Origin of the sequence: Frigoribacterium sp. NPDC087798, from assembly GCF_044742985.1 — a bacterium.
Lineage (GTDB): Bacteria > Actinomycetota > Actinomycetes > Actinomycetales > Microbacteriaceae > Frigoribacterium.
Window position 1 is genome coordinate 517113 of the sequence record NZ_JBIUVP010000001.1, and the last position, 21946, is coordinate 539058.

Below are 21946 nucleotides of genomic sequence, written 5' to 3' on the forward strand. Positions count from 1 at the left end.
GTCCGCGTGTCGCGCCTACTAGGCGTCCGTCGTCTCGGCGCTGCGGACGTCCACGACGACGGCCGTGACGTTGTCGCGTCCACCCGCCTCGACGGCGGCCTCGACGAGGGCCGTCGCCGCCGGCTCGGCACCGTCGACGCCGCCGAGGAGCTCGGCGATCCGCCCGGCGGACAGTTCTTTGGTCAGGCCGTCCGAGCAGACGAGGAGGCGCAGGCCGGGTCGGGCGGGCACCCTCCAGTAATCCGGACGCGGGTCGACGTCGAACCCGACCGCCCGGGTGATCACGTTGCTGTCGGGGTGCTTCTCGGCGTCGTCCGCGTGCAGGAGCCCCGCGTCGACCATCTCCTGGACGACGGAATGGTCGACGGTCACCTGGCGGAGACGGCCGTCTTCGAACATGTACACGCGGGAGTCGCCCACGTTGAAGACCGTGAAGTCGACCTCGGCGCCTTCTCCCTCTCGTGAGAGGAACGCCCCGGTGGCCGTCGTGCCGACCCCGAGCTCGGTGTCGGCCGCCGCCACCGCGATGTCCTCCGTGGCCACGCGGAGGGCCGTCTCGACGTCGTCCGTGGTGGCGAACGGGCGTGACGCGATCTCGCTCATGCGGCGCACGACCGCGTCGCTCGCCACGTCGCCCGCGCTGTGCCCTCCCATGCCGTCGGCCACGACGAACAGCGGCGCCTCTGCGAGGTAGCTGTCCTCGTTGTGCGCTCGGCGACGACCCACGTCGGTCACCCCCGCCCAGTCGAAGGTGAGCCCCGGGCCGTCGAGGCCGAGGGCGTGGGCGGTCGTGGGGCGGCCGAGCTCTGTCACAGGAGGGGTTCTTTCGTCGGGATGATGCGCTGGGGAGGCAGGATCTCGAGAAGGTTCCCGTCACCTACGTCCACTATCGTGCCTGCACGGGCGACGAGCGACTCGCCTTGCCGGAGAACGATGGGAACGCGTCCGGGCTCGATCACCCGGGTCCCGTTCGTCGAACGCAGGTCGGTGACGACGACGGTGCCCCCTTGCTGGCGCACGTCGACGTGCGCCCCCGAGACCTCGTGTCGCGGAGACGGCACGGTCACCAACCGTGGCAGGGGTCCAGAGCCCACGCGCGGCCCGGTCGGGCGACGCCCCACGATGACGGGCACGTCGAGCGACAGGTCCTGCCCGGCGACCCTCACCCCGTGGAGGCGCGGGGTGGGTCGGCCCGACGGGTTCGGCTCCCCGCTCGTCGGCGGCCGTGCCGGCGGGGAGACCCGGAGGACCGTGTCGTCCGCGTCCGTCTCGTCGACGCCCGAGGGGCGGGCCGGGCGACCGACGACCGTGTCGTCGATCGAGCCGACTCGGTGCCATGATCCTGGTGACTGTTCGGTGGGCATCTCGTTCCTCTCACCGGGGGCTCTGGCGCGGTTCGGCGACCACGACCTCCACGCTAGCGCCCGGTGACCGGTCCGTTCGGGTGCCGCGTCCACACCCGCGCCCAGGCTGCACCACCGCACGTCTCCTCCCCACGCCGGGTGCGGCAGCCGTCGGTTCACACCCGGCCCGTTCTCCGGCGTCCCGACCGGGCGGCCGCCCTAACGTGACGCCATGACCGACCTCGTCCTCGTACCCCCGCTGCCACCCGGCCGTGCCGACGACGACGAACCGCCGGGGCTCGTCCGACTCGACTCCCCCGTGGGACGAATCGAGATCGTCAGTCGGCACTTCGCCGTCGAGGGCCTCGCGATCGAGCGTGAGGGCGTCCTGCCTCACGACGGTCAACCCGAGCGGCCCGACAACCTGCTCGATGCAGCCCGACGTCAGGTCGACGGCTACTTCGAAGGAGTGCGCACGCGCTTCGATCTTCCGCTCCGCCTGGTCGGTTCGAGCTTCCAGCGCTCGGTCTGGTCTGCGCTGCTCGAGGTCGAGTGGGGACGGGCCACGACCTATGGACGACTCGGCGGGACCTTCGGCAATCCTCGGGCCGGGCGAGCCGTCGGTGGAGCGGTGGCGGCGAATCCGCTCCCCCTGCTCGTCCCGTGCCACCGTGTCCTGGGCCGGACGGGCGGCGTCACCGGCTACACCGTGGGCACAGGGGTCGAGACGAAGAAGTGGCTCCTCCGCCACGAGGGCGTCGCGTTCCGAGAGGGTCCCGTGCCCCTGGACTGAGACAGATCTGAAGGGTCGCCGCCCGCCCGGCGATCAGACGGACGCCTGCAGGACCGACTCCGCCACGAGCACGCTCTCGTCTCCGGGTTCGAGCACGAACCCTCGACCGCGGGCCCACTCCGTCAGGTCGCCGAGGTCGGCCAGGTCCGGACGATCGGCCAGGAGGGCGCGAACGAACAACCCCTTGCTCTTCTTGTTGAAGTGGTTGAGGGCTCGGCGTCGGTCGCCCGCATCCGAGACGACACGGACGTACGTCGACCTCGTCCCCGCCGGCCCCAGACCGACGTATCCCTCGGATCGCAGGTCGACGACGAGTTCGCCGACGCTTGCCAGGACCGCGGACACCGGCCCTCGCCAGAGTTTCTTCAACGACGTCCGGGGAACCCTCGAGTCGTGTGAGAGCCGGTAGGCGGGGATCTCGTCGCCAGCCCGGAGCAAGCCGAACAAGGCCGAATGCACGAGTACGTGCCGGTGAGCCCACGTCCACGCGTCGGCACTCATGCCTGCCACACCGAGAGGGTCGAAGAGGACCCCCGTGTAGCGCGACAGAGCGGGCATCGTGGGCGACACGGTCACGAGCCGGTTGCGCTCGACCTCGTGAGCCTGCGTGGGACCGAGTTTGAGTGCGGCGGCGGCCGCCGCGACGTCGGCCGACATCTCGTCGAGCAAGGCCAAGGAGGCGCGGCGAGGGCCGTCGAGCTCGTCGAACGACAGTGCCGTCACATCGAGCCGCGAACCGACGCTGCCCCCGTCGAGTTTGGTCTCGGACGGGGGCAGCAGGAACAGCATGTCGTTCGGTGGTGCAGACGGGCGGAGCTCAGTTGAGCTGTGCGTTGCGCGCGACGACCGTCACGGTGTCGTTCTCGACGGACAGGAAACCGTCGTCGGCAGTCGCCTCGACGGTGGTGCCGTCGGACAACCGGACCCTGACCTGACCCGAGGCCAGGATGGCGAGGATCGGCTCGTGACCGGGAAGGATTCCGATCTCACCCTCGGCGGTGCGAGCGACGATCGACGACGCCTCGCCCGACCACACTTCGTGGTCGGCCGAGACGACGCTGACAGTGAGAGCAGCCACGATCAGCCGTTCTCCTTCTGGATCTGAGCCCACTTCTCTTCGACGTCCGAGATGGAGCCGACGTTGAAGAATGCCTGCGTGGCCACGTGGTCGAATTCGCCGTCGGCGATCGCGGTGAAGGACTCGATGGTGTCCTTCAGCGGGACGGTCGAGCCCTCGACACCGGTGAACTTCTTGGCCATGTAGGTGTTCTGCGAGAGGAACTGCTGGATGCGGCGCGCACGCGACACCGTGATCTTGTCCTCTTCGGAGAGCTCGTCGACACCGAGGATGGCGATGATCTCTTGCAGCTCCTTGTTCTTCTGCAGGATGGCCTTGACCCGGATCGCCGTGTCGTAGTGCGCCTGGCCCAGGTAACGCGGGTCGAGGATGCGGCTGGTCGACGTCAGCGGGTCGATCGCGGGGTAGAGACCCTGCGACGCGATCTCACGCGACAACTCGGTGGTCGCGTCGAGGTGCGCGAACGTCGTCGCGGGAGCCGGGTCGGTGTAGTCGTCGGCAGGCACGTAGATCGCCTGCAGCGAGGTGATCGAGTGACCGCGCGTCGAGGTGATGCGCTCTTGGAGGACACCCATCTCGTCGGCCAGGTTGGGCTGGTAACCCACCGCCGAGGGCATGCGACCCAGAAGGGTCGAGACCTCGGAACCGGCCTGCGTGAAGCGGAAGATGTTGTCGATGAAGAGGAGCACGTCCTGCTTCTGCACGTCGCGGAAGTACTCGGCCATCGTGAGGGCCGACAGCGCGACGCGGAGACGGGTTCCCGGCGGCTCGTCCATCTGGCCGAAGACCAACGCGGTCTTGTCGAACACGCCCGCTTCGTCCATCTCGGCGATGAGGTCGTTGCCCTCGCGGGTACGCTCACCGACGCCGGCGAAGACCGACACACCACCGTGGTCCTGCGCGACACGCTGGATCATCTCCTGGATGAGGACGGTCTTGCCGACACCCGCACCACCGAAGAGACCGATCTTGCCGCCCTGCACGTAAGGCGTGAGGAGGTCGATGGACTTGATGCCCGTCTCGAACAGCTGGGTCTTGGACTCGAGCTGGTCGAACTTCGGGGGCTTGCGGTGGATGGGCCAGCGCTCGGTGATCTCGACCGTCTCGTCACCCTCGAGGTTGAGGATCTCGCCCGTGACGCTGAAGACCTTGCCCTTGGTGACGTCGCCGACGGGCACCGAGATGGGCGCGCCGGTGTCGATGACCTCCTGCCCACGGACGATGCCGTCGGTGGGCTTGAGGGCGATGGCACGGACGAGGTCGTCACCGAGGTGCTGGGCGACCTCGAGCGTGATCTGCGTGGTCGTGTCACCGATGGTGATCTTCGTGGTCAGCGCGTTGTAGACGCCGGGGATGGCATCGTGCGGGAACTCGATGTCGACGACGGGGCCCGTGACCCGGGCGATGCGCCCGACGCCGGGAGCCGACTCGGTCGCGACCGGTGCGGTTGCGGTGTCAGTCATGGCTTCTCTCTCTTCGGATGATGATGCTGTGGTGCAGAGCTCTACTTGGCCGACCCGAGGGCGTCTGCGCCGCCCACGATCTCGGAGATCTGCTGCGTGATCTCGGCCTGACGCGCGTTGTTGGCCAGACGGGTGAAGTCGCGGATGAGGGTGTCGGCGTTGTCGCTGGCAGCCTTCATGGCCTTCTGACGGGCGGCGTGCTCGGAGGCGGCCGACTGCAGCATGGCGTTGAAGATGCGGCTCTCGATGTAGACCGGCAACAGGGCGTCGAGGACCTCGGTCGGATCGGGTTCGAAGTCGTACAGCGGCAGGACCTCGTCCTCTCCGGGCTCTTCGATGCCCTCGACGACCTCGAGGGGAAGCAGACGGACGACCTCGGGAACCTGGCTGACCATGTTCACGAAACGGTTGTAGACGATGTGGATCTCGTCCACGCCGCCCTCGGCCGCCTCGGTGAGGAACTTGGAGACGACGGCGTCGCCGATCTCTTTCGCCGTGACGAACTCGGGCTGGTCCGTGTTGCCCGTCCACACCTGCTCGGCGTCACGACGTCGGAAGGCGAAGTACCCCTGGGCCTTGCGACCCACGAGGTAGTAGACGACCTCTTTGCCCTGGCTCCGCAGCAGCTGCGCGAGCTGCTCGCTCTCTTTCAGCGTGTTCGAGCTGAATGCACCGTTGAGGCCGCGGTCCGACGTGAACACGACGATCGCGGCACGCTCGACCGTCTCGGGCTCGGTGGTCAGCACGTGGTCGACGTCCGAGAACGTCGCCACGGCCGACACCGCGCGGGTGATGGCTCGCGAGTACGGCCCGGAGGCTTTCATCCGGGCCTGCGCCTTCTGGATGCGCGAGGCCGAGATGAGCTCCATCGCGCGAGTGACCTTCTTGGTCGTCTGCGCAGAGCGGATCCTCTGCCGGTAGACCCGGAGTTGGGCTCCCATTACTCTCCTGTTGTCTCGTCAGTCGTGAACGTCGAACGGGCGCGTCAGCGCTTCGTCTTGACGATCTTCTCCTGGTTGACGTCGTCGGCGTCGGTGGCCTCGAACTCTTCACGTCCCACCGAAGCGAGAGGCTTGCCCTCACCTGTCTGGAATTCTTGCTTGAACGAGTCGATGCCGCTCTCGAGAGCCGCGACGATGTCGTCCGACAGCACGTTCTTCTCCCTGAGATCGGACAACACCGACGTGTTCCGACCCATGTAGTCGAGCAACTCGCGCTCGAAACGCAGGATGTCGGGCACGGGGACCTCGTCGAGCTTGCCGTTGGTGCCGGCCCAGATCGAGACGACCTGGTCCTCGACCGGGTAGGGCGAGTACTGCGGCTGCTTGAGGAGCTCGGTGAGACGTGCACCACGTGCGAGCTGACGACGGCTCGCGGCGTCGAGGTCGGACGCGAACATCGCGAACGCTTCGAGCGAGCGGTACTGGGCCAGTTCGAGCTTGAGCGTGCCGGAGACCTTCTTGATCGACTTGACCTGGGCGTCACCGCCGACGCGCGACACCGAGATGCCGACGTCGACCGCGGGACGCTGGTTCGCGTTGAAGAGGTCGGACTGCAGGAAGATCTGGCCGTCGGTGATGGAGATCACGTTGGTCGGGATGTACGCCGAGACGTCGTTGGCCTTGGTCTCGATGATGGGCAGACCCGTCATCGAGCCGGCGCCCAGCTCGTCGGACAGCTTCGCGCAACGCTCGAGCAGACGCGAGTGCAGGTAGAAGACGTCACCCGGGTAGGCCTCGCGTCCCGGCGGACGACGAAGGAGGAGCGAGACGGCACGGTAGGCCTCGGCCTGCTTCGACAGGTCGTCGAAGATGATGAGGACGTGCTTGCCGCTGTACATCCAGTGCTGACCGATGGCAGACCCGGTGTACGGAGCGAGGTACTTGAAGCCGGCGGGGTCCGAGGCGGGAGCGGCGACGATCGTCGTGTACTCCATGGCTCCGGCCTCTTCGAGGGCACCCTTGACCGAGGCGATCGTGGAGCCCTTCTGGCCGATGGCGACGTAGATGCAGCGGACCTGCTTGTTCTCGTCGCCGGACTCCCAGTTGGCCTTCTGGTTGATGATCGTGTCGATCGCGATGGCCGTCTTGCCGGTCTGGCGGTCGCCGATGATGAGCTGGCGCTGCCCACGACCGACGGGGATCATGGCGTCGATCGCCTTGATCCCGGTCTGCATGGGCTCGTGGACCGACTTGCGCTGCATGACACCGGGGGCCTGGAGTTCGAGGGCACGACGACCCTCGGTGGCGATGTCGCCGAGACCGTCGATGGGTGCGCCCAGCGGGTCGACGACGCGACCCAGGTAGCCGTCGCCGACGGGGACGGAGAGGACCTCACCCGTGCGGGTGACCTCCATGCCCTCTTCGATGCCGGAGAACTCGCCGAGGACGATGGCGCCGATCTCGTCTTCGTCGAGGTTCTGAGCGAGACCCTGCGTGCCGTCCGCGAAGCGGATGAGCTCGTTGGCCATGACGCCGGGGAGCCCCTGGACATGGGCGATGCCGTCGGCTGCGTCCGTGACGTGGCCGACCTCGGTGGTTGAGGCCTTCGAAGGGTCGTACGACGAGACGAAGTCCTTCAGCGCGTCGCGAATCTCATCCGGGCTGATCTTGATGTCTGCCATTGTGATTCCTATTCGTAGCGAGGCTTCGGGAGGCCTCGAGTCTGTGTGTGAGAGCGTGACTAGCCGGCGAGCTGCAGGCGGAGCAGGCTGAGCTTCGTCGCAACGGTGCCGTCGATGACCTCGTCGCCCACCTGGACGCGGAGACCGCCGACGACGGCGGGATCGATGACCTGGTTGATGCGCAGGCTACGCCCGAACTGCTTGGCCAAACCGTGCTGCAGCCGAGTGACGTGGGCGTCGTCGAGGTGGACGGCGCTCGTGACGGTGGCGACGAGCTGATCGGACTGGTCGGCGACGATGTCGGCCGCGTGACGGAGGAGCTCACCGATCCGACGGCCACGGGGCTGCTGCACCAGGTGCATCACGATGGTGACCGTCTGACGACTGGCCTTCCCTCCGAGCAGACGCTCGACGAGGTCCGCCTTGGCGGCGGGATCGCCCAGCTTGGAGCCGAGGGCCAATTCGAGCTGCGAATCCGTACGGACGGCCGCATCGAAGGCGAAGAGCTCGTTCTCGATGCTGCTGTCGGCCGGCGTGGTCGTCGCGATCGCACGGAAGGCGACCTCTTCGATGCCGGCGAGCAGATCGTCGGACGACGACCAGCGGCTGCCGACGACCGAGACGAGCACGGCTCGCGTCGACTCGGAGAACGACCCGAAGAGCCGGTCGAGCAGCTGCTTCTTCGTCGCCACGTCGACAGCGGGGTCGGCGAGATACGACTGCAGCTGAACGGAGCCGCCGATGACCCGACCGGCGTCGAGCAACTGCTCGCCGGTCGTCAGGTCGACCGACCCGCCGAGGTCGGACAAGACCGACCGCGCCGAACCGAGTGCTTCTCGGGACATGGAACCCATCGTCAGTTGCCCGCCTTAGCGTTCTCGTCCGCCTCGAGGTCGGCCAGGAAGCGGTCGACCACGGCCGACGCCTTCGCGTCGTCGCTCAGCGACTCACCGATGACGCCGGAGGCGAGGTCGATGGCCAGCGATCCGACTTCGGACCGGAGCGAGGCCACGGCGGCCTGGCGCTCGGCCTCGATCTGCGCGTGGGCGGAGGCGGTGATGCGGTCGGCCTCGGCCTGCGCCTGCTGCTTGAGCTCGGCGATGATCTCGTTGCCCTCGGCGCGCGCAGCCTCACGGATGCGAGCGGCCTCGGCACGAGCGTCGGCCAGCTGCTTCTTGTATTCGTCGAGGGCCTTGGCAGCCTCGGCCTGTGCGGCCTCGGCGTGCTTGATGCCGCCTTCGATGCGCTCGGCACGCTCGTCGAGGATCCTGCGGAACTTGGGGATCGCGAAGAGCCCGAAGAACGCGGCGATGACCACGAAGACGACCAAGGACCAGAGGATGTCGTAACCAGCGGGGAAGAAGATGGCGGCGCCTTCGGGCGCACCACCCTCGGCCGCGAGGATCGTCTCGATCATCGGTGTGTCGTCCTAACTGATCAGGAGAAGATGAAGCCGGCGGCGAGGCCGATGAAGCCCAGCAGCTCGGTGAACGCGATGCCGAGGAACATCGTGACCTGCAGGCGGCCGGCCAGCTCGGGCTGGCGGGCCATGGCCTCGACGGTCTTGCCCGCGACGATGCCGATACCGATGCCGGGGCCGATCGCAGCGAGGCCGTAGCCGACGGTCGCGATGTTGCCGTTGATCTCAGCGAGGATCGTGGTGGTGTCCACTTGTGTTTCCTTCCGGTTGGGCGATGCACGTCGGATGACGTGCGTCGTCTGTATTTAGTGTTCTTTCGCCGCGGCCTGTTGGATGTAGACCGAGGCGAGGAGCGTGAAGACGTAGGCCTGCAGCACGGCGACGGCCATCTCGACGATGGTCATCACGAAGCCACCGATGAGGGTGAGAGCACCGAAGGCCATGAAGCCCCCGCTCATGCTGAAGAAGAAGAAGTGCGTCGCCGCGAAGCAGAGCACCAGCAAGAGGTGGCCGACCATCATGTTCAACAGGAGTCGGAGGGCCAGGGAGATCGGCCGCACGATGAAGATGTTGATGAACTCGATGGGCGTCAGCAGGATGTACATGACCCACGGCACACCGGGCGGGAAGAGGGCGTTGCGCAGGAACGTCGCGCCACCGGCCTCGCGGAAGCCCGCGTAGATGAACATGATGTAGGCCACGACCGCCAGCAGCAGGGGCATGGCGATGACCGACGTGCCTGCGATGTTGAGGCCGGGGATGATTCCCGTGATGTTCATGGCGAAGATGCCGAAGAACATGGCGGCCAGCAACGGCAGGTATTTGCGTCCGAGCTTCTCGCCGAGGATCTCCTCGACGATCTGGATGCGGACGAAGTCGAGGCCCAGCTCGGCGATGCTCTGCCCGCGGGACGGGATGAGCCGCCCCTTGCGCAGGGCCAGCCAGAACAGCAGCAACATGACGGCGATCGCGAAGAGGCGGACCAGCATGATGCGGTTCAGCTCGAAGGGGGTGCCCTCGAAGAAGATGGCGGGAGGGAAGAACTCGTCAAGAGTCGGGGCATGGAATCCCCCGTCCCCGTGGCCGGCTTCGGCAGCGGAGAGCAGGTTCACAGCGTTCGCTATCAGCGCTATCTCCTGTGTCGGGGCGAGCACCCTGAAGTGTCGCGACGATTGGTGGGGTTTGTCATCCGTGCACGCTGGAGACGCGGCCGGGGAACGTCGTCAACCCTATCAAGGTAATGGTTGCTTCCACGAATCGGTCGAGGTATTTTCACCGTGTGCACGCATGGTCGTCAGTCCTGCGGAGCAGGGGGAAGCGTGGCATCGCTCACGTACGACAGGCGCCCCCGGACGACCACGAGGGCGTCGACTGCCAGCGTGCCGATGATCGAGACCACGAGGGCCAGGAACAACACGACGTCGTCCACGAACGGTTGGTCGCGCAGCAGGACGAGCAAGACGATGAAGATGACCAGCTTGAGGAGCCAGGCACCCATCACGATGCCGAAGAACGCACCGAGGGTGAAGCGGATCGCCACGAGCATGCTCGCGGCCGTGATCGCCGCGAAGAGGATCGCGAGCCCCACCCCCACGAGGGCGCTCCACAGGCCGTCGGTGCCGGCGAAGAGGTAGCCGAGCCCTCCTCCGACCACGGCGATGACGAGGGCGAGTGCGCCCGTGTACTTGAGGATCTGGGTGAAGATCGAGCTGGCGTTCATGGGTGGTCCTTCGGGTTCGTCAGTTCGGGCACCTCGGCCTTGGCCGCGGTGTCGGTGTCGTGCGGGTCGAGGACGTCCGCGGCGGCGTCGAGCGGGTCGAACCGGTCGGACTCCGTCGTCGACAGATCACCCGTGCGGGTCGTCTGGACGGCGATCTCGACCTTCTTGCGACGGCTGAGCGGAGACAACGTGGCGGCGGTGCAGGCGACCAGGCCGACGCCGAGGAAGACGGCGACCAGGTAGGTCGGCTTCACGAAGAGGAACATCAGGCCCCCGACGGCCGCCACGATCGTCCAGGCGTAGAAGATCAGGACGGCCTGGAAGTGCGAGTGTCCCATGTCGAGCAGGCGGTGGTGCAGGTGCTTGCGGTCGGCGGTGAAGGGGGACTTCCCGGCACTGAGTCGGCGGAGGACGGCCAGGCCGAAGTCGAGCAACGGCACGACGAGGATCGCGAAGGGCAGGACGACCGGGATGAACGCCGGCAGGAGTGCCGTCCGGGAGATCCCGGCCGGGTCGATTTGCCCGGTGACCGAGATCGCACTCGTCGCCATGACGAGTCCGGTGAGGAGCGCACCCGCGTCGCCCATGAAGAGCTTGGCCGGGTGCCAGTTCAGCGGAAGGAAGCCGAGGCAGGCCCCGATCAACACGGCGGAGAGGAGGGCGGCGAGGTTGAAGTACTCGGTCTGGCCGATGGTGATCGAGATCACGAAGCTGTAGACGAAGAAGACGCCGTTCGCGATGATCGCGACCCCGGCCACGAGACCGTCGAGTCCGTCGATGAAGTTCACGGCGTTCATGACGAGGACGATCGTGAGGACCGTGAGGACGAGCGACATGTAGGGCGAGCCGATGGCCAGGCTGCCCCCGATGGGCAACGAGACGAGTTGGACGCCCTGCCACGCGAGGACTCCCGCGGCGACGATCTGGCCCGCCAGCTTGGTCATCCAGTCGAGGTCGTACAGGTCGTCGACGACTCCGATGACGACGATGATCGTGGCGGCGCCGATGATGGCCAGAGGAGGCCCCGCGTCGGCGAAGACGAGACGGAAGTAGTCGACACCCGAGATCAAGGGGAAGACGAACCACGCCGCGAGCAGCGCGACCACGATGCCGGCCCACATCGCGATTCCCCCGAGACGCGGCGTGGGCGTCTGGTGGACGTCCCGCTCGCGGATCTGGGGATAGAGGCGGTACTTGAGGCCCACCCGCCAGACGACGACGGACAACACGAAGCTGACCCCCGCCGAGATCGCCAGCGCGAGGAGGTAGTACCTCACGCGAGGGCGTCGACCCCGACGACGCGGATGATCTCGGCGTCGGACAGGACGCCGTGGCGCACGATGCGCAACACCCCGTCGGCGCCGCCCGTCGCGTCGACGATCGTCGACCCCGTGTTGGCGCCGGCCCGGTGTTCGTACGTGGCCCCCGCAGGGCCGTCGTCGAGGTAAACCGACACGGAGTCGCCGAGCATGCGGCGGGCGTCGCCTGCCGTCTCGGCCGCGGGCTGGCCCGTGAGGTTGGCGCTCGACACCGCGAGCGGGCCGGTCTCTTCGAGCAGCTCGAGGGCGATGCGGTGGCTCGGCACGCGCAGGGCGACGGTGCCGCGCGTCTCGCCGAGATCCCAGCTGAGCGACGCCTGCGCACGGAAGATGACCGTGAGCGGGCCGGGCCAGAACTCGTCGAGCAACGGACGGACGACCTCGGGCACCCGGTCGGTGAGAGCGGCGAGGGTCTCTTGGCCCTTGATCAGCACCGGAGGCGGGGACTGGCGACCACGACCCTTGGCGTCGAGCAGGCGCTGCACGGCGGTCGGGTCGAACGCGTCGGCCGCGACGCCGTACACCGTGTCGGTCGGCAGGACGACGAGCTCGCCTCGACCGATGGCACCGCGCGCCATGCGCATGCCGGCGAGGAGTTCGGAGTCGACGGAGCAGTCGTGAAAAGTGGCCATGACCTGACGATGATAGTGCGACGGACCGGGAACCGGTCAGCGCACCGCCGTCGTGGCCCGGTCGCGGCCGGTGAGGTCGGGATGCGTGGCCGGGGAGCGCCAACCGTCGGCCGTCAGGAGGTCGCGGATGGCGCCTCCTTGGAGCTCGCCGTGCTCGATGACGAGCGCTCCGCCCGGGCGCAGCAGCCGCCGGGCCGTGAGGGACAGTGCGCGGACCAGGTCGAGGCCGTCCTCACCGCCGTAGAGGGCGAGCGCAGGATCGTGGAGTCTCACCTCGGGGTCGCGCGGGACCATGCCGACGGGCACGTACGGCGGGTTCGACACCACGACCGAGACCGTGCCGTCGAGTTCGGGCAGGGCGTCGGCGAGGTCGCCCTCGACGAGGCGCACGTTGTCGACCCCCACCGCGTCGATGTTGCGACGGGTCCAGACGGCCGCCTCGGGAGACAGCTCGACGGCGACGACCGTGGCCGTCGGCACCTCGGAGGCCATCGCCAGGGCCAGGGCGCCGCTCCCGGTCCCGAGGTCGACGGCGACGGGTGACGCGTCCGCCCTGGAGCGCAGGGCGTCGATCGCCAACTGGGCGACGCCTTCGGTCTCGGGTCGCGGGACGAAGACACCCGGCCCCACCCGCAACTCGAGGTGGCGGAAGGACGCCCGCCCCGTGATGTGCTGCAGGGGCTCGCGGGAGGCGCGGCGCGTGATCGCGGCGACCAGCGCCTCCTGCTCGTCCGGCGTCAACGACGCGGCCGTGACGGCCCTCGCCCGCACCACTCCCCTGTTCAGGCCCGTGACGTGACCGACCAACAGTTCGGCGTCGACGTCCGGCGACGGTACCCCGGCGTCGACGAGGACGGCCGACGCGACCCGGAGGGCCACGTCGACCGTCGTCACGCCGTCGAAGGCCGTGGCGATCGCATCGGTCACGACGCGGTGTCGCCGATCTCGGCGAGACGTGCCTCTTCGTCGGCCTGGATGCACGACTCGACGACCGCGTCGAGCGCACCGTCCATGACGGCGTCGAGGTTGTACGCCTTGTAGCCGGTGCGGTGGTCGGCGATGCGGTTCTCGGGGAAGTTGTAGGTGCGGATGCGTTCCGACCGGTCCATGCCCCGGATCTGGCTCTTGCGGGCGTCCGACGCGATGGCCGCCTGCTCTTCTTGCTGACGGGCCAGGATGCGGGCCCGCAGGACGCGCATGCCGGCCTCGCGGTTCTGCAGCTGGCTCTTCTCGTTCTGCATCGCGACCACGATGCCCGTGGGCAGGTGGGTGATGCGGACGGCGGAGTCGGTCGTGTTGACCGACTGGCCGCCGGGGCCGCTCGACCGGTAGACGTCGATCTTGAGGTCGTTCTGGTTGATGTCGACCTCTTCGGGCTCGTCGACCTCGGGGAACACGAGCACGCCCGTGGTCGAGGTGTGGATGCGGCCCTGCGACTCGGTCGCCGGCACCCGCTGCACGCGGTGGACGCCACCCTCGTACTTGAGGTGCGCCCAGACGCCCTGCGAGGGGTCGGACGCGTTCGACTTGAGCGCGACCTGCACGTTCTTGTAGCCACCGAGGTCGGAGTCGTCGCTCGCGATCATCTCGGACTTCCAGCCCTTCGACTCGGCGTAGTGCAGGTACATGCGCAGCAGGTCGGCCGCGAACAGGGCGCTCTCGGCCCCGCCCTCGCCGCCCTTGATCTCCATGATGACGTCGCGCCCGTCGTCCGGGTCGCGCGGGATCAGGAGGCGCCGCAAGCGCTCCTGGGACTCGTCGAGCGCCTGCTCGAGGACGGGCACCTCGTCGGCGAACGCCTCGTCCTCCTTCGCGAGTTCGCGCGCGGCCTCGAGGTCTTCAGCCGCCTGCTGCCACGTCGAGTGAGCAGCCACGATGCGGCTGAGCTCGGCGTAGCGGCGGTTGATCTTCTTGGCGCGTGCGGCGTCGGCGTGGACCGCCGGATCGCTGAGCTGCGTCTGCAGGTCGTCGTGCTCGGCCAGCAGCACGGCCACCGACTCGAACACGCTCAGTGCTCCTTGTGGCCGGAGTCGTGTCCGTTCGACGCGGGGACCGACTTCTGGACCTGGACGAGGAACTCGACGTTCGACTGCGTCTCGCGCAGGTTGCGCAGGACGATCTCGAGGGCCTGCTGCTGGTCGAGCCCGGCCAGGGCGCGGCGCAGACGCCAGGTGATCTTGACCTCGTCGGGGCTGAGCAGCATCTCTTCACGTCGCGTGCCCGAGGCGTTGACGTCGACCGCGGGGAAGATGCGCTTGTCGGCCAGGTGGCGCGACAGGCGGAGCTCCATGTTGCCGGTGCCCTTGAACTCCTCGAAGATGACCTCGTCCATCTTCGAACCGGTCTCGACGAGCGCGGTCGCGAGGATGGTGAGCGAGCCACCGTTCTCGATGTTGCGCGCGGCACCGAAGAAGCGCTTGGGCGGGTACAGGGCCGACGAGTCGACGCCACCCGAGAGGATGCGGCCCGACGCGGGTGCGGCCAGGTTGTACGCACGGCCGAGACGCGTGATCGAGTCGAGCAGCACGACGACGTCGTGGCCCAGCTCGACGAGGCGCTTGGCGCGCTCGATGGCCAGCTCGGCGACGGTGGTGTGGTCCTCCGCCGGACGGTCGAACGTCGAGGCGATGACCTCGCCCTTGACCGTCCGCTGCATGTCGGTGACCTCTTCGGGGCGCTCGTCGACGAGCACGACCATGAGGTGGACCTCGGGGTTGTTGATCGCGATGGCGTTGGCGATCGACTGCAACACCAGCGTCTTGCCCGCCTTCGGCGGCGAGACGATGAGACCACGCTGACCCTTGCCGATCGGCGACACGAGGTCGATGATGCGGGTCGAGAGCTTCTGGGGCTCGGTCTCGAGACGGAGGCGCTCCTGCGGGTAGAGCGGGGTCAGCTTGCTGAACTCGACGCGCTTGGCGGCCTCGTCGACGGGCTGACCGTTGATCGAGTCGATCCTGACGATCGCGTTGTACTTCTGGCGCCCCTGGCCCTGGTCGCCCTCGCGGGGCTGACGGATGGCGCCGACGACCGCGTCGCCCTTGCGCAGGTGGTACTTCTTGACCTGACCGAGCGAGACGTAGACGTCGCTGGCACCGGGCAGGTAGCCCGTGGTGCGCACGAAGGCGTAGTTCTCGAGCACGTCGAGGATGCCCGCGACGGGGATGAGGACGTCGTCCTCGCCGATCTCGGGCTCGACGTCGTCGTTCTGCGCCCCACGACCGCGCTTGCGGTCCCTCTGACGGCCACGGCCCTGTCGGCCGCCCTCGTCGTTCTGACCGCCGGACTGGGGCCCGTTGCCGGACTGCTCGCCGCGGGCGGCGTCGTTCTTCTCGCCGGCTTCGCGCTGGGCCTGCTGCTCGGCCCTCTGGTCCGCGCGCTGCTGGTCGCCGCGCTGCTGGCCGTTCTGGGGGGCATCGGCCTTCTGGCCACCGTTCTGCGGAGCGTCGGCCTTCTGGCCACCATTCTGCTGGTTGCCGTTCTGCTGGCCACCGTTCTGGTCGGCCTGGGTCTGCTGCTGACCACCCTTGCCGCGGTTGCGGTTGCGGCTCCGGCGGCCCCCACCCTGCTGGCCACCGTTCTGCTGGTCGCCGCCCTGCTGGTCGGACTGGCCCTGCTGGTCGGACTGGCCCTGCTGGTCGGACTGGCCCTGGTCGGACTGGCCCTGCGCTTCGGAACCGGCCCCGTCGGAGGGCGCGGACGGGGAGGTCTCGAGGGAAGCCGAGCCGTCGGCGGCCGGGGACTCGACCGACGCACCGGGCTGCGCCGCGTCGGCGGCGACGGACGCGTCGGAGGCGCGGCGCGAGCCGCGACGACGCGACGGGCGCTCGGAGGCGGCCTTCTCGGTCGGAGCCTGCTCGGTCGAACCCTGCTCGGCGTCGGCGGCCTCGACGGCCTCGGTGGCGGGCACCTCGACGAGAGGAGTGACACCGGTCTCGCCGGCGTTGACGTGGGCGCCGGCGGCCCGGGACTCGGGAGCCCCGGCGGCCGACGTGGCGCGGCGCGAGCCCCGGCGGGCACGGGTCGGTGCCTCGGTCGGCTCGGTGGGCTCGGTGCCCGTCTCGACGACGGGGGCCTCGGCACCCTCGGCGACGGCGGTCTCGACGGAGGCCTGGACACCGGCGTCGACGACTCCGTCGAGCGTCGGCTGGGGCGCGACCTCGGCGGCCGCCCCCTCGCCCTGCTTCGCCGCGATGGCGGCCACGAGGTCGCCCTTGCGCAGCTTGGAGATGCCGCTGATGCCCAGCGACGAGGCGAGGGCCTGCAGCTGGGGCAGGCGCATGGCGGTGAGTTCGGGCGTGGACGGCGCAGCGGCGCCGTTCTGGACGTCAGTCACGAGTGATGGGTTCCTTTCGCTCCCCCGCGTTGATCGGCGGGGCAGAGCTGGTCACACCTCGTGGCCTCTCACCTGCACTGAACGGGTTCGCCCCGAGGGGGCGACCCTGTGCCGGCTCTGCCCTGAACGAGCAGCTGCCCGGGATGAGCAGGAGGCCTGGGAGGTGCGGTGCGCGCCGACCAGATCGGCAGACGAACACTGCTAGATGTGCACTACGGGATGTGCGACCCGGGGACTCGAAGACTTGTGACCCCACGCGGTAATCCCTGCGAAGAACTGCGGGGACGAAGCTAGATGCCCAGGAAATCTGAGTTTTCTACCGGGTGCGGCACCACTGTAGCACCTTTGAGATCGACGGCCAGCATCAACGGACGCCACGCCGAGACGGCGTGTTCGCGCACCAGTTCGGCGGCGAACAAGCGCTGTGCCGGGTCGCTGCCGAGGACCAGGAGGGAGGGGCCGGCCCCCGACACGACGGCCGCGAGACCGGCGTCGCGCAGCATGCGGATGAGGGCGTCGGTCTCGGGCATGGCACTGGCGCGATAGCTCTGGTGCAGGCGGTCCTCGGTCGCCGCGAGCAACAACTCGGGACTCTGCACGAGGGCCGCCACCAGCAGAGCGGACCGCGACACGTTGAACGTGGCGTCCTCGTGCGGAACGGAGGCGGGCTGCAGGCTCCGCGCCAGCTTCGTCGAGAGCGTCGATTCGGGCACGAACACGACGGGCGACACGCCTCGGTGCACGAGCAGTCGCTTGTGGGACGGACCGTGCGAGTTCATCCAGGCGATCGTGAGGCCGCCGAACAGCGCGGGTGCCACGTTGTCGGGGTGACCCTCCATCTCGGTCGCCAGGGCGAGCAGAGCCGCGGAGTCGAGTTCGACCGTGCCCTCGAGCAGTCCCTTGGCGGCCATGATGCCCGAGACGATCGCGGCTGCGGACGACCCGAGTCCCCGGCCGTGCGGGATCGCGTTGCGGGCCCGGAGCCGCAGCCCCGGCAGAGGGACGTCGACCGACGCGAAGGCCGCGGCGACGGCCTGGACGACGAGGTTCGAGCCGTCGGTGGGCACCTGACCGGCCCCGACGCCCGTGACCTCGACCGAGACCCCGGGCTCACCGGTCGCCGTGACCTCGAGCTCGTCGTAGAGCGACAGCGCGAGCCCCAGCGTGTCGAAGCCGGGACCGAGGTTGGCCGAGGTCGCGGGGACCTTGACCAGCACCGAACGCCCGACGACCCCGGGGGTCATGCAGAGGCCGGCGCGAGACCGAGCACCTCGGCCACCCGGGCCGTGTCGCTCGCGACCACGGTCGGTTGCACGTCGCTGCCGTCGGCGCGCCGCAGGGCCCATTGGGGGTCCTTCAGGCCGTGGCCCGTGACGGTGAGCACGACGGTGGCCCCGGCGGGGATGACCCCGGCGTCCGCCCGCTCGAGCAGACCCGCCACGCTGATGGCCGACGCGGGCTCGACGAAGATGCCGACCTCGGCCGAGAGGATCTTCTGCGCGGCGAGGATCGCTTCGTCGGTGATGGCCCCGAACCAGCCGTCGGTCAGGTCGCGCGCCTCGAGGGCGAGCTGCCACGAGGCGGGGTTGCCGATGCGGATCGCGCTGGCGATGGTCTCGGGAGCCTTGACCACCTCACCGGCGACGATCGGCGCCGAGCCGGCGGCCTGGAACCCGAACATGCGCGGCAGCTTGGTGGCGCGGCCGATCTCGAGGTCTTCACGGTAGCCGCGCGTGTAGGCCGTGTAGTTGCCGGCGTTGCCGACCGGGATGAAGTGGAAGTCGGGGGCGTCGCCGAGCACGTCGACGACCTCGAACGCCCCGGTCTTCTGGCCCTCGATGCGGTCGTTGTTGACCGAGTTGACGAGGTGGACCGGGTAGTTGGCGGCGAGGTCGCGTGCGATGTCGAGGCAGTCGTCGAAGTTGCCCTGGATCTGCAGCAGCTGACCGTCGTGCGCGACGGCCTGGCTCAGCTTGCCCATGGCGATCTTGCCCTCGGGGACGAGCACGGCGGCCGTGATGCCGGCGTGGGCGGCGTAGGCGGCGGCCGAGGCGGACGTGTTGCCGGTCGAGGCACAGATGACGGCCTTGGCCCCGTGCTCGACGGCCTTCGAGATCGCCATCGTCATGCCGCGGTCCTTGAAGGAACCGGTCGGGTTCATGCCCTCGTACTTGACGTAGACCTTCGCGCCCGTGCGGTTCGACAGGGCCGGAGCCGGGATGAGCGGCGTTCCGCCCTCGCCGAGGGTGACGATCGGGGTGGCGTCGGTGACGTCGAGACGGTCGGCGTATTCGCGCAGGACACCCTGCCACTGGTGGGCCATCAGGCTCCTTCGACTCTCAGCACGCTCGTGACGGAGTTCACGACCGTGGCGTTCTTCAGGGCGGTCACCGTGGCGGCGAGGTCGGACTCGCGCGCCCGGTGGGTGCCGATGATCAGCGTAGCGGTGGCCACGGCGTCGCCCTCGCCCGTGACGCCCGGCGTCGCGCCCGACGTCTGTTCGACGTTGTGGACGCTCACGCCGTGGTCGCTTAGCACCCCGGCGACCTCGGCGAGGACGCCCGGCTGGTCCGCCACGTCGAGCGTGATCTGGTACCGCGTGGACACGCGACCGATCGGCAGGACGGGCAGGTTCGCGTGGGTGGACTCGGCGACGCCGGGACCGCCGATGACGTGGCGTCGGGCGGCCGAGACGAGGTCGCCCAGCACGGCGGACGCCGTCTCGACTCCCCCGGCGCCGGCGCCGTAGAACATGAGGTCTCCGGCCGACTCGGCCTCGACGAAGACGGCGTTCTTCGCACCGTGCACGGCCGCGAGCGGGTGGCTCAGCGGGACGAGCGCCGGGTAGACGCGTGCGCTGACGCCCTCGACGCCGTCGTCGTCGACCAGGCGCTCGCAGATCGCCAGGATCTTCACGACGTACCCGGCCTTGCGAGCCGCGACCACCTGGTCGTGCGTGACGGACGTGATGCCTTCGCGGTGCACGGCGGAGAGGGGCACGGCCGTGTGGAAGGCGAGGCCGGCCAGGATGGCCGCCTTCTGCGCCGCGTCGTAGCCCCCGATGTCGGCCGTGGGGTCCGCCTCGGCGTAGCCCAGGGCCGTGGCCGTCGCCAGGGCGTCCTCGAGGCTCGAGCCGTCGGTGTCCATGCGGTCGAGGATGAAGTTCGTCGTGCCGTTGACGATGCCCATGATGCGTTGGACGCGGTCGCCGGCGAGGCTGTCGCGCAACGGGCGGATGATCGGGATGGCACCGGCCACGGCGGCCTCGTAGTACACCTGCGCGCCCACCTGCTCGGCGGCGTCGAACAGTTCGGGACCGTGGCTCGCGAGCAGGGCCTTGTTGCCCGTGATGACGTCGGCCCCCGAGTTGAGCGCCTGCAGCACGTAGCTGCGGGCCGGCTCGAGTCCGCCGATCAACTCGACGACGATGTCGGCGCCGACGATCAGCGACTCGACGTCGGTCGTGAACAGCTCGCGCGGCAGGTCGACGTCGCGCGGCGCGTCGACGTCGCGCACCCCGATGCCGACCAGCTCGAGCCCGGCACCGGCGCGCCCGGCGAAGTCGTCGCCCTGCTCGAGCAGCAACCGCGCCACCTGCGACCCCACGGAGCCGGCGCCCAGCAGGGCGACCCTCACGTTGCGGTATTCGATCATGTCAGTCCGTTCTCGGGTGCTTCGTCGGCGGGGTGCGGTGCTCGCACGAGGTGAGGAGGCGCGGATCGCTCAGTCGAGGCCGGCGTCGCGGGCCAGCAGGTCGGCTTCGCTCTCGCCCCGCACGATCACGCGTGCCCGGCCGTCGCGCACGGCCACGACTGGCGGACGCCCGACGTGGTTGTAGTTGCTGGCGAGGCTGTGGCAGTAGGCCCCGGTGGCGGGCACCGCGAGCAGGTCGCCGGGGACGACGTCGCCGGGGAGGTAGTCGGCGAGCACGACGACGTCGCCGCTCTCGCAGTGCTTCCCGGCGACCCGCACGAGGGCGGGCGGAGCCGAGGAGGTGCGGTTCGCGATGCGCACGGAGTAGTCCGCCGCGTAGAGGGCCGTCCTCGCGTTGTCGCTCATCCCGCCGTCGACGCTGACGTAGCGCCGCACCGCGCTGCCCTCGTCGGTCGCGACCGAGACGTCCTTGATCGTGCCGACCTCGTAGAGCGTCGTGCCGGCCGGACCGACGATGACGCGTCCGGGCTCGACCGCGAGAAGCGGCACGTCGACGCCGAGGCGGAGGCACTCCGCCTGGACGATGTCGGCCAGGGCGACGGCGAGGTCGTCGAGCGGGCGGGCGTCGTCGGCGCTCGTGTACGCGATGCCGAAGCCCCCGCCGAGGTTGAGCTCGGGCACCGGGCCGGACGCCAGCAGGTCGGCGTGCACGGCGAGCAGGCGGCGGGCGGCCTCCGCGAAGCCGTCCGAGCCGAAGATCTGCGAGCCGATGTGCGAGTGCAGGCCGACGAACTCGAGCGACGGCTGCCGGCGGATCGAGTCGACGATGTCGGCGGTCTCGGAGAGCGGGACGCCGAACTTCTGGTCTTCGCGGGCGGTGGCGAGGTACTCGTGCGTGGAGGCGTGGACCCCCGAGTTGACCCGCAGACGCACCCGCTGGACGCGTCCGTGCCGTTCGGCCGCCGCGGCGACCCGTCCGACCTCGGCGGCGTTGTCGAGCACGACGGTGCCGATGCCGGCCTCGACCGTGCGGTCGATCTCGGCGAGCGACTTGTTGTTGCCGTGGAACCCCATGCGGGCGGGGTCGACCCCGGCGGCCCGGGCCACGGCGAACTCGCCGCCGGTGCAGACGTCGACGGCCATGCCCGCCTCGGCCACCCAGCGGGCGACCTCGGCGGAGAGGAACGCCTTGGCGGCGTAGTAGACCGTCGCCGTCGTGCCGATGCGGGCCGCCTCGCGCTCGAACGAGCGGACGGCCTCGACCGCGCGGGCACGGGCGTCGTCCTCGTCGAGGACGTACAGCGGCGTGCCGAACGACGCCACGAGGTCGGAGACGGTGACGCCGCCGAGCACGAGTTCGCCGTCGGAGGACCGCTGGGCCGTGGCCGACCAGACGGCCGGGTCGAGGGCGTCGGCATCGGTCGGCTCGTGGAGCCAGGCGGGGGCCAAGGGGTTCGGGGACACGCGGACCTCGGGGGTTCGAAGGACGGGGAACGACATCAGAGCCTACCGACCGCCGAGGTGCGTGACGGCCAGGGTCGGGGCGACCTCGTCGCCACACCGGA

The 21946-nt window shown here is 69.2% G+C and carries 22 protein-coding genes; 1 reads left to right on the forward strand and 21 read right to left on the reverse strand.

Annotation, left to right across the window (positions count from 1 at the left end; all coding sequences use genetic code 11):
• Positions 1-18 precede the first annotated feature (18 nt).
• Together ACIOSR_RS02410 and ACIOSR_RS02415 are read right to left on the reverse strand one after the other, a co-directional pair.
• Entirely contained in the window at positions 19-813 is a 795-nt protein-coding gene (locus ACIOSR_RS02410; RefSeq protein WP_402751742.1) for a PP2C family protein-serine/threonine phosphatase, read from the reverse strand.
• Positions 810-1364 (reverse strand): FHA domain-containing protein, encoded by a 555-nt coding sequence (locus ACIOSR_RS02415; protein ID WP_402751743.1) that lies wholly within the window; start codon positions 1362-1364, stop codon positions 810-812. The genes ACIOSR_RS02410 and ACIOSR_RS02415 overlap by 4 nt, the downstream gene beginning before the upstream one ends.
• A gap of 211 nt (positions 1365-1575) precedes the next feature.
• Between ACIOSR_RS02415 and ACIOSR_RS02420 the strand changes: the two genes are divergently transcribed.
• Entirely contained in the window at positions 1576-2136 is a 561-nt protein-coding gene (locus ACIOSR_RS02420; protein ID WP_173150995.1) for a methylated-DNA--[protein]-cysteine S-methyltransferase, read from the forward strand.
• 33 nt (positions 2137-2169) lie between these two features.
• Here ACIOSR_RS02420 and ACIOSR_RS02425 read toward each other — a convergent pair whose 3' ends face one another.
• From ACIOSR_RS02425 to lysA, 19 genes are all read right to left on the reverse strand, one after another.
• Entirely contained in the window at positions 2170-2925 is a 756-nt protein-coding gene (locus ACIOSR_RS02425) for a YaaA family protein (protein WP_173150996.1), read from the reverse strand.
• A gap of 28 nt (positions 2926-2953) precedes the next feature.
• On the reverse strand, positions 2954-3214 hold the full coding sequence (locus ACIOSR_RS02430) for a F0F1 ATP synthase subunit epsilon (RefSeq protein ID WP_043594515.1): 261 nt from the start codon (positions 3212-3214) through the stop codon (positions 2954-2956).
• A 2-nt stretch (positions 3215-3216) separates the two neighbouring features.
• The gene (atpD, locus tag ACIOSR_RS02435) at positions 3217-4677 is read right to left on the reverse strand and encodes a F0F1 ATP synthase subunit beta (protein ID WP_043594513.1); all 1461 of its coding nucleotides are present in this window, start codon (positions 4675-4677) and stop codon (positions 3217-3219) included.
• A 41-nt stretch (positions 4678-4718) separates the two neighbouring features.
• Entirely contained in the window at positions 4719-5618 is a 900-nt protein-coding gene (locus ACIOSR_RS02440; RefSeq protein ID WP_056045889.1) for a F0F1 ATP synthase subunit gamma, read from the reverse strand.
• Between the two features lie 44 nt (positions 5619-5662).
• A complete protein-coding gene (atpA, locus tag ACIOSR_RS02445; protein ID WP_056045891.1) occupies positions 5663-7300 on the reverse strand; it encodes a F0F1 ATP synthase subunit alpha in 1638 nt (545 codons plus the stop codon).
• A gap of 59 nt (positions 7301-7359) precedes the next feature.
• On the reverse strand, positions 7360-8154 hold the full coding sequence (locus tag ACIOSR_RS02450; protein WP_173150998.1) for a F0F1 ATP synthase subunit delta: 795 nt from the start codon (positions 8152-8154) through the stop codon (positions 7360-7362).
• A 2-nt stretch (positions 8155-8156) separates the two neighbouring features.
• A complete protein-coding gene (locus tag ACIOSR_RS02455) occupies positions 8157-8717 on the reverse strand; it encodes a F0F1 ATP synthase subunit B (protein WP_056045898.1) in 561 nt (186 codons plus the stop codon).
• Positions 8718-8737: 20 nt separating this feature from the next.
• On the reverse strand, positions 8738-8971 hold the full coding sequence (gene atpE, locus ACIOSR_RS02460) for an ATP synthase F0 subunit C (protein WP_043594505.1): 234 nt from the start codon (positions 8969-8971) through the stop codon (positions 8738-8740).
• A gap of 54 nt (positions 8972-9025) precedes the next feature.
• Positions 9026-9832: a F0F1 ATP synthase subunit A gene (atpB, locus tag ACIOSR_RS02465; protein WP_043594504.1), complete on the reverse strand. Its 807-nt coding sequence runs from the start codon at positions 9830-9832 to the stop codon at positions 9026-9028.
• 182 nt (positions 9833-10014) lie between these two features.
• Positions 10015-10440: a hypothetical protein gene (locus tag ACIOSR_RS02470; RefSeq protein ID WP_123570236.1), complete on the reverse strand. Its 426-nt coding sequence runs from the start codon at positions 10438-10440 to the stop codon at positions 10015-10017.
• Positions 10437-11717 carry an MraY family glycosyltransferase gene (locus tag ACIOSR_RS02475; protein ID WP_402751744.1) on the reverse strand — a complete coding sequence of 427 codons (1281 nt, stop codon included), beginning with the start codon at positions 11715-11717 and terminating at the stop codon, positions 10437-10439. Before ACIOSR_RS02475 ends, ACIOSR_RS02470 begins: the two co-directional genes overlap by 4 nt.
• A complete protein-coding gene (locus tag ACIOSR_RS02480) occupies positions 11714-12391 on the reverse strand; it encodes an L-threonylcarbamoyladenylate synthase (protein WP_056045907.1) in 678 nt (225 codons plus the stop codon). The genes ACIOSR_RS02475 and ACIOSR_RS02480 overlap by 4 nt, the downstream gene beginning before the upstream one ends.
• 36 nt (positions 12392-12427) lie before the next feature.
• On the reverse strand, positions 12428-13318 hold the full coding sequence (gene prmC, locus ACIOSR_RS02485; protein WP_402751745.1) for a peptide chain release factor N(5)-glutamine methyltransferase: 891 nt from the start codon (positions 13316-13318) through the stop codon (positions 12428-12430).
• On the reverse strand, positions 13315-14397 hold the full coding sequence (prfA, locus tag ACIOSR_RS02490) for a peptide chain release factor 1 (protein ID WP_056045910.1): 1083 nt from the start codon (positions 14395-14397) through the stop codon (positions 13315-13317). The genes prmC and prfA overlap by 4 nt, the downstream gene beginning before the upstream one ends.
• A gap of 2 nt (positions 14398-14399) precedes the next feature.
• A complete protein-coding gene (rho, locus tag ACIOSR_RS02495; RefSeq protein ID WP_402751746.1) occupies positions 14400-16727 on the reverse strand; it encodes a transcription termination factor Rho in 2328 nt (775 codons plus the stop codon).
• A gap of 290 nt (positions 16728-17017) precedes the next feature.
• Positions 17018-17971, reverse strand: a complete 954-nt coding sequence (thrB, locus tag ACIOSR_RS02500; protein ID WP_123570242.1) for a homoserine kinase — start codon at positions 17969-17971, stop codon at positions 17018-17020.
• On the reverse strand, positions 17968-19050 hold the full coding sequence (thrC, locus tag ACIOSR_RS02505; protein WP_056045920.1) for a threonine synthase: 1083 nt from the start codon (positions 19048-19050) through the stop codon (positions 17968-17970). The genes thrB and thrC overlap by 4 nt, the downstream gene beginning before the upstream one ends.
• A complete protein-coding gene (locus ACIOSR_RS02510; RefSeq protein WP_402751747.1) occupies positions 19050-20381 on the reverse strand; it encodes a homoserine dehydrogenase in 1332 nt (443 codons plus the stop codon). Before ACIOSR_RS02510 ends, thrC begins: the two co-directional genes overlap by 1 nt.
• Positions 20382-20450: 69 nt before the next feature.
• Positions 20451-21881: a diaminopimelate decarboxylase gene (gene lysA / locus ACIOSR_RS02515; RefSeq protein ID WP_402751748.1), complete on the reverse strand. Its 1431-nt coding sequence runs from the start codon at positions 21879-21881 to the stop codon at positions 20451-20453.
• Positions 21882-21946: the final 65 nt, after the last annotated feature.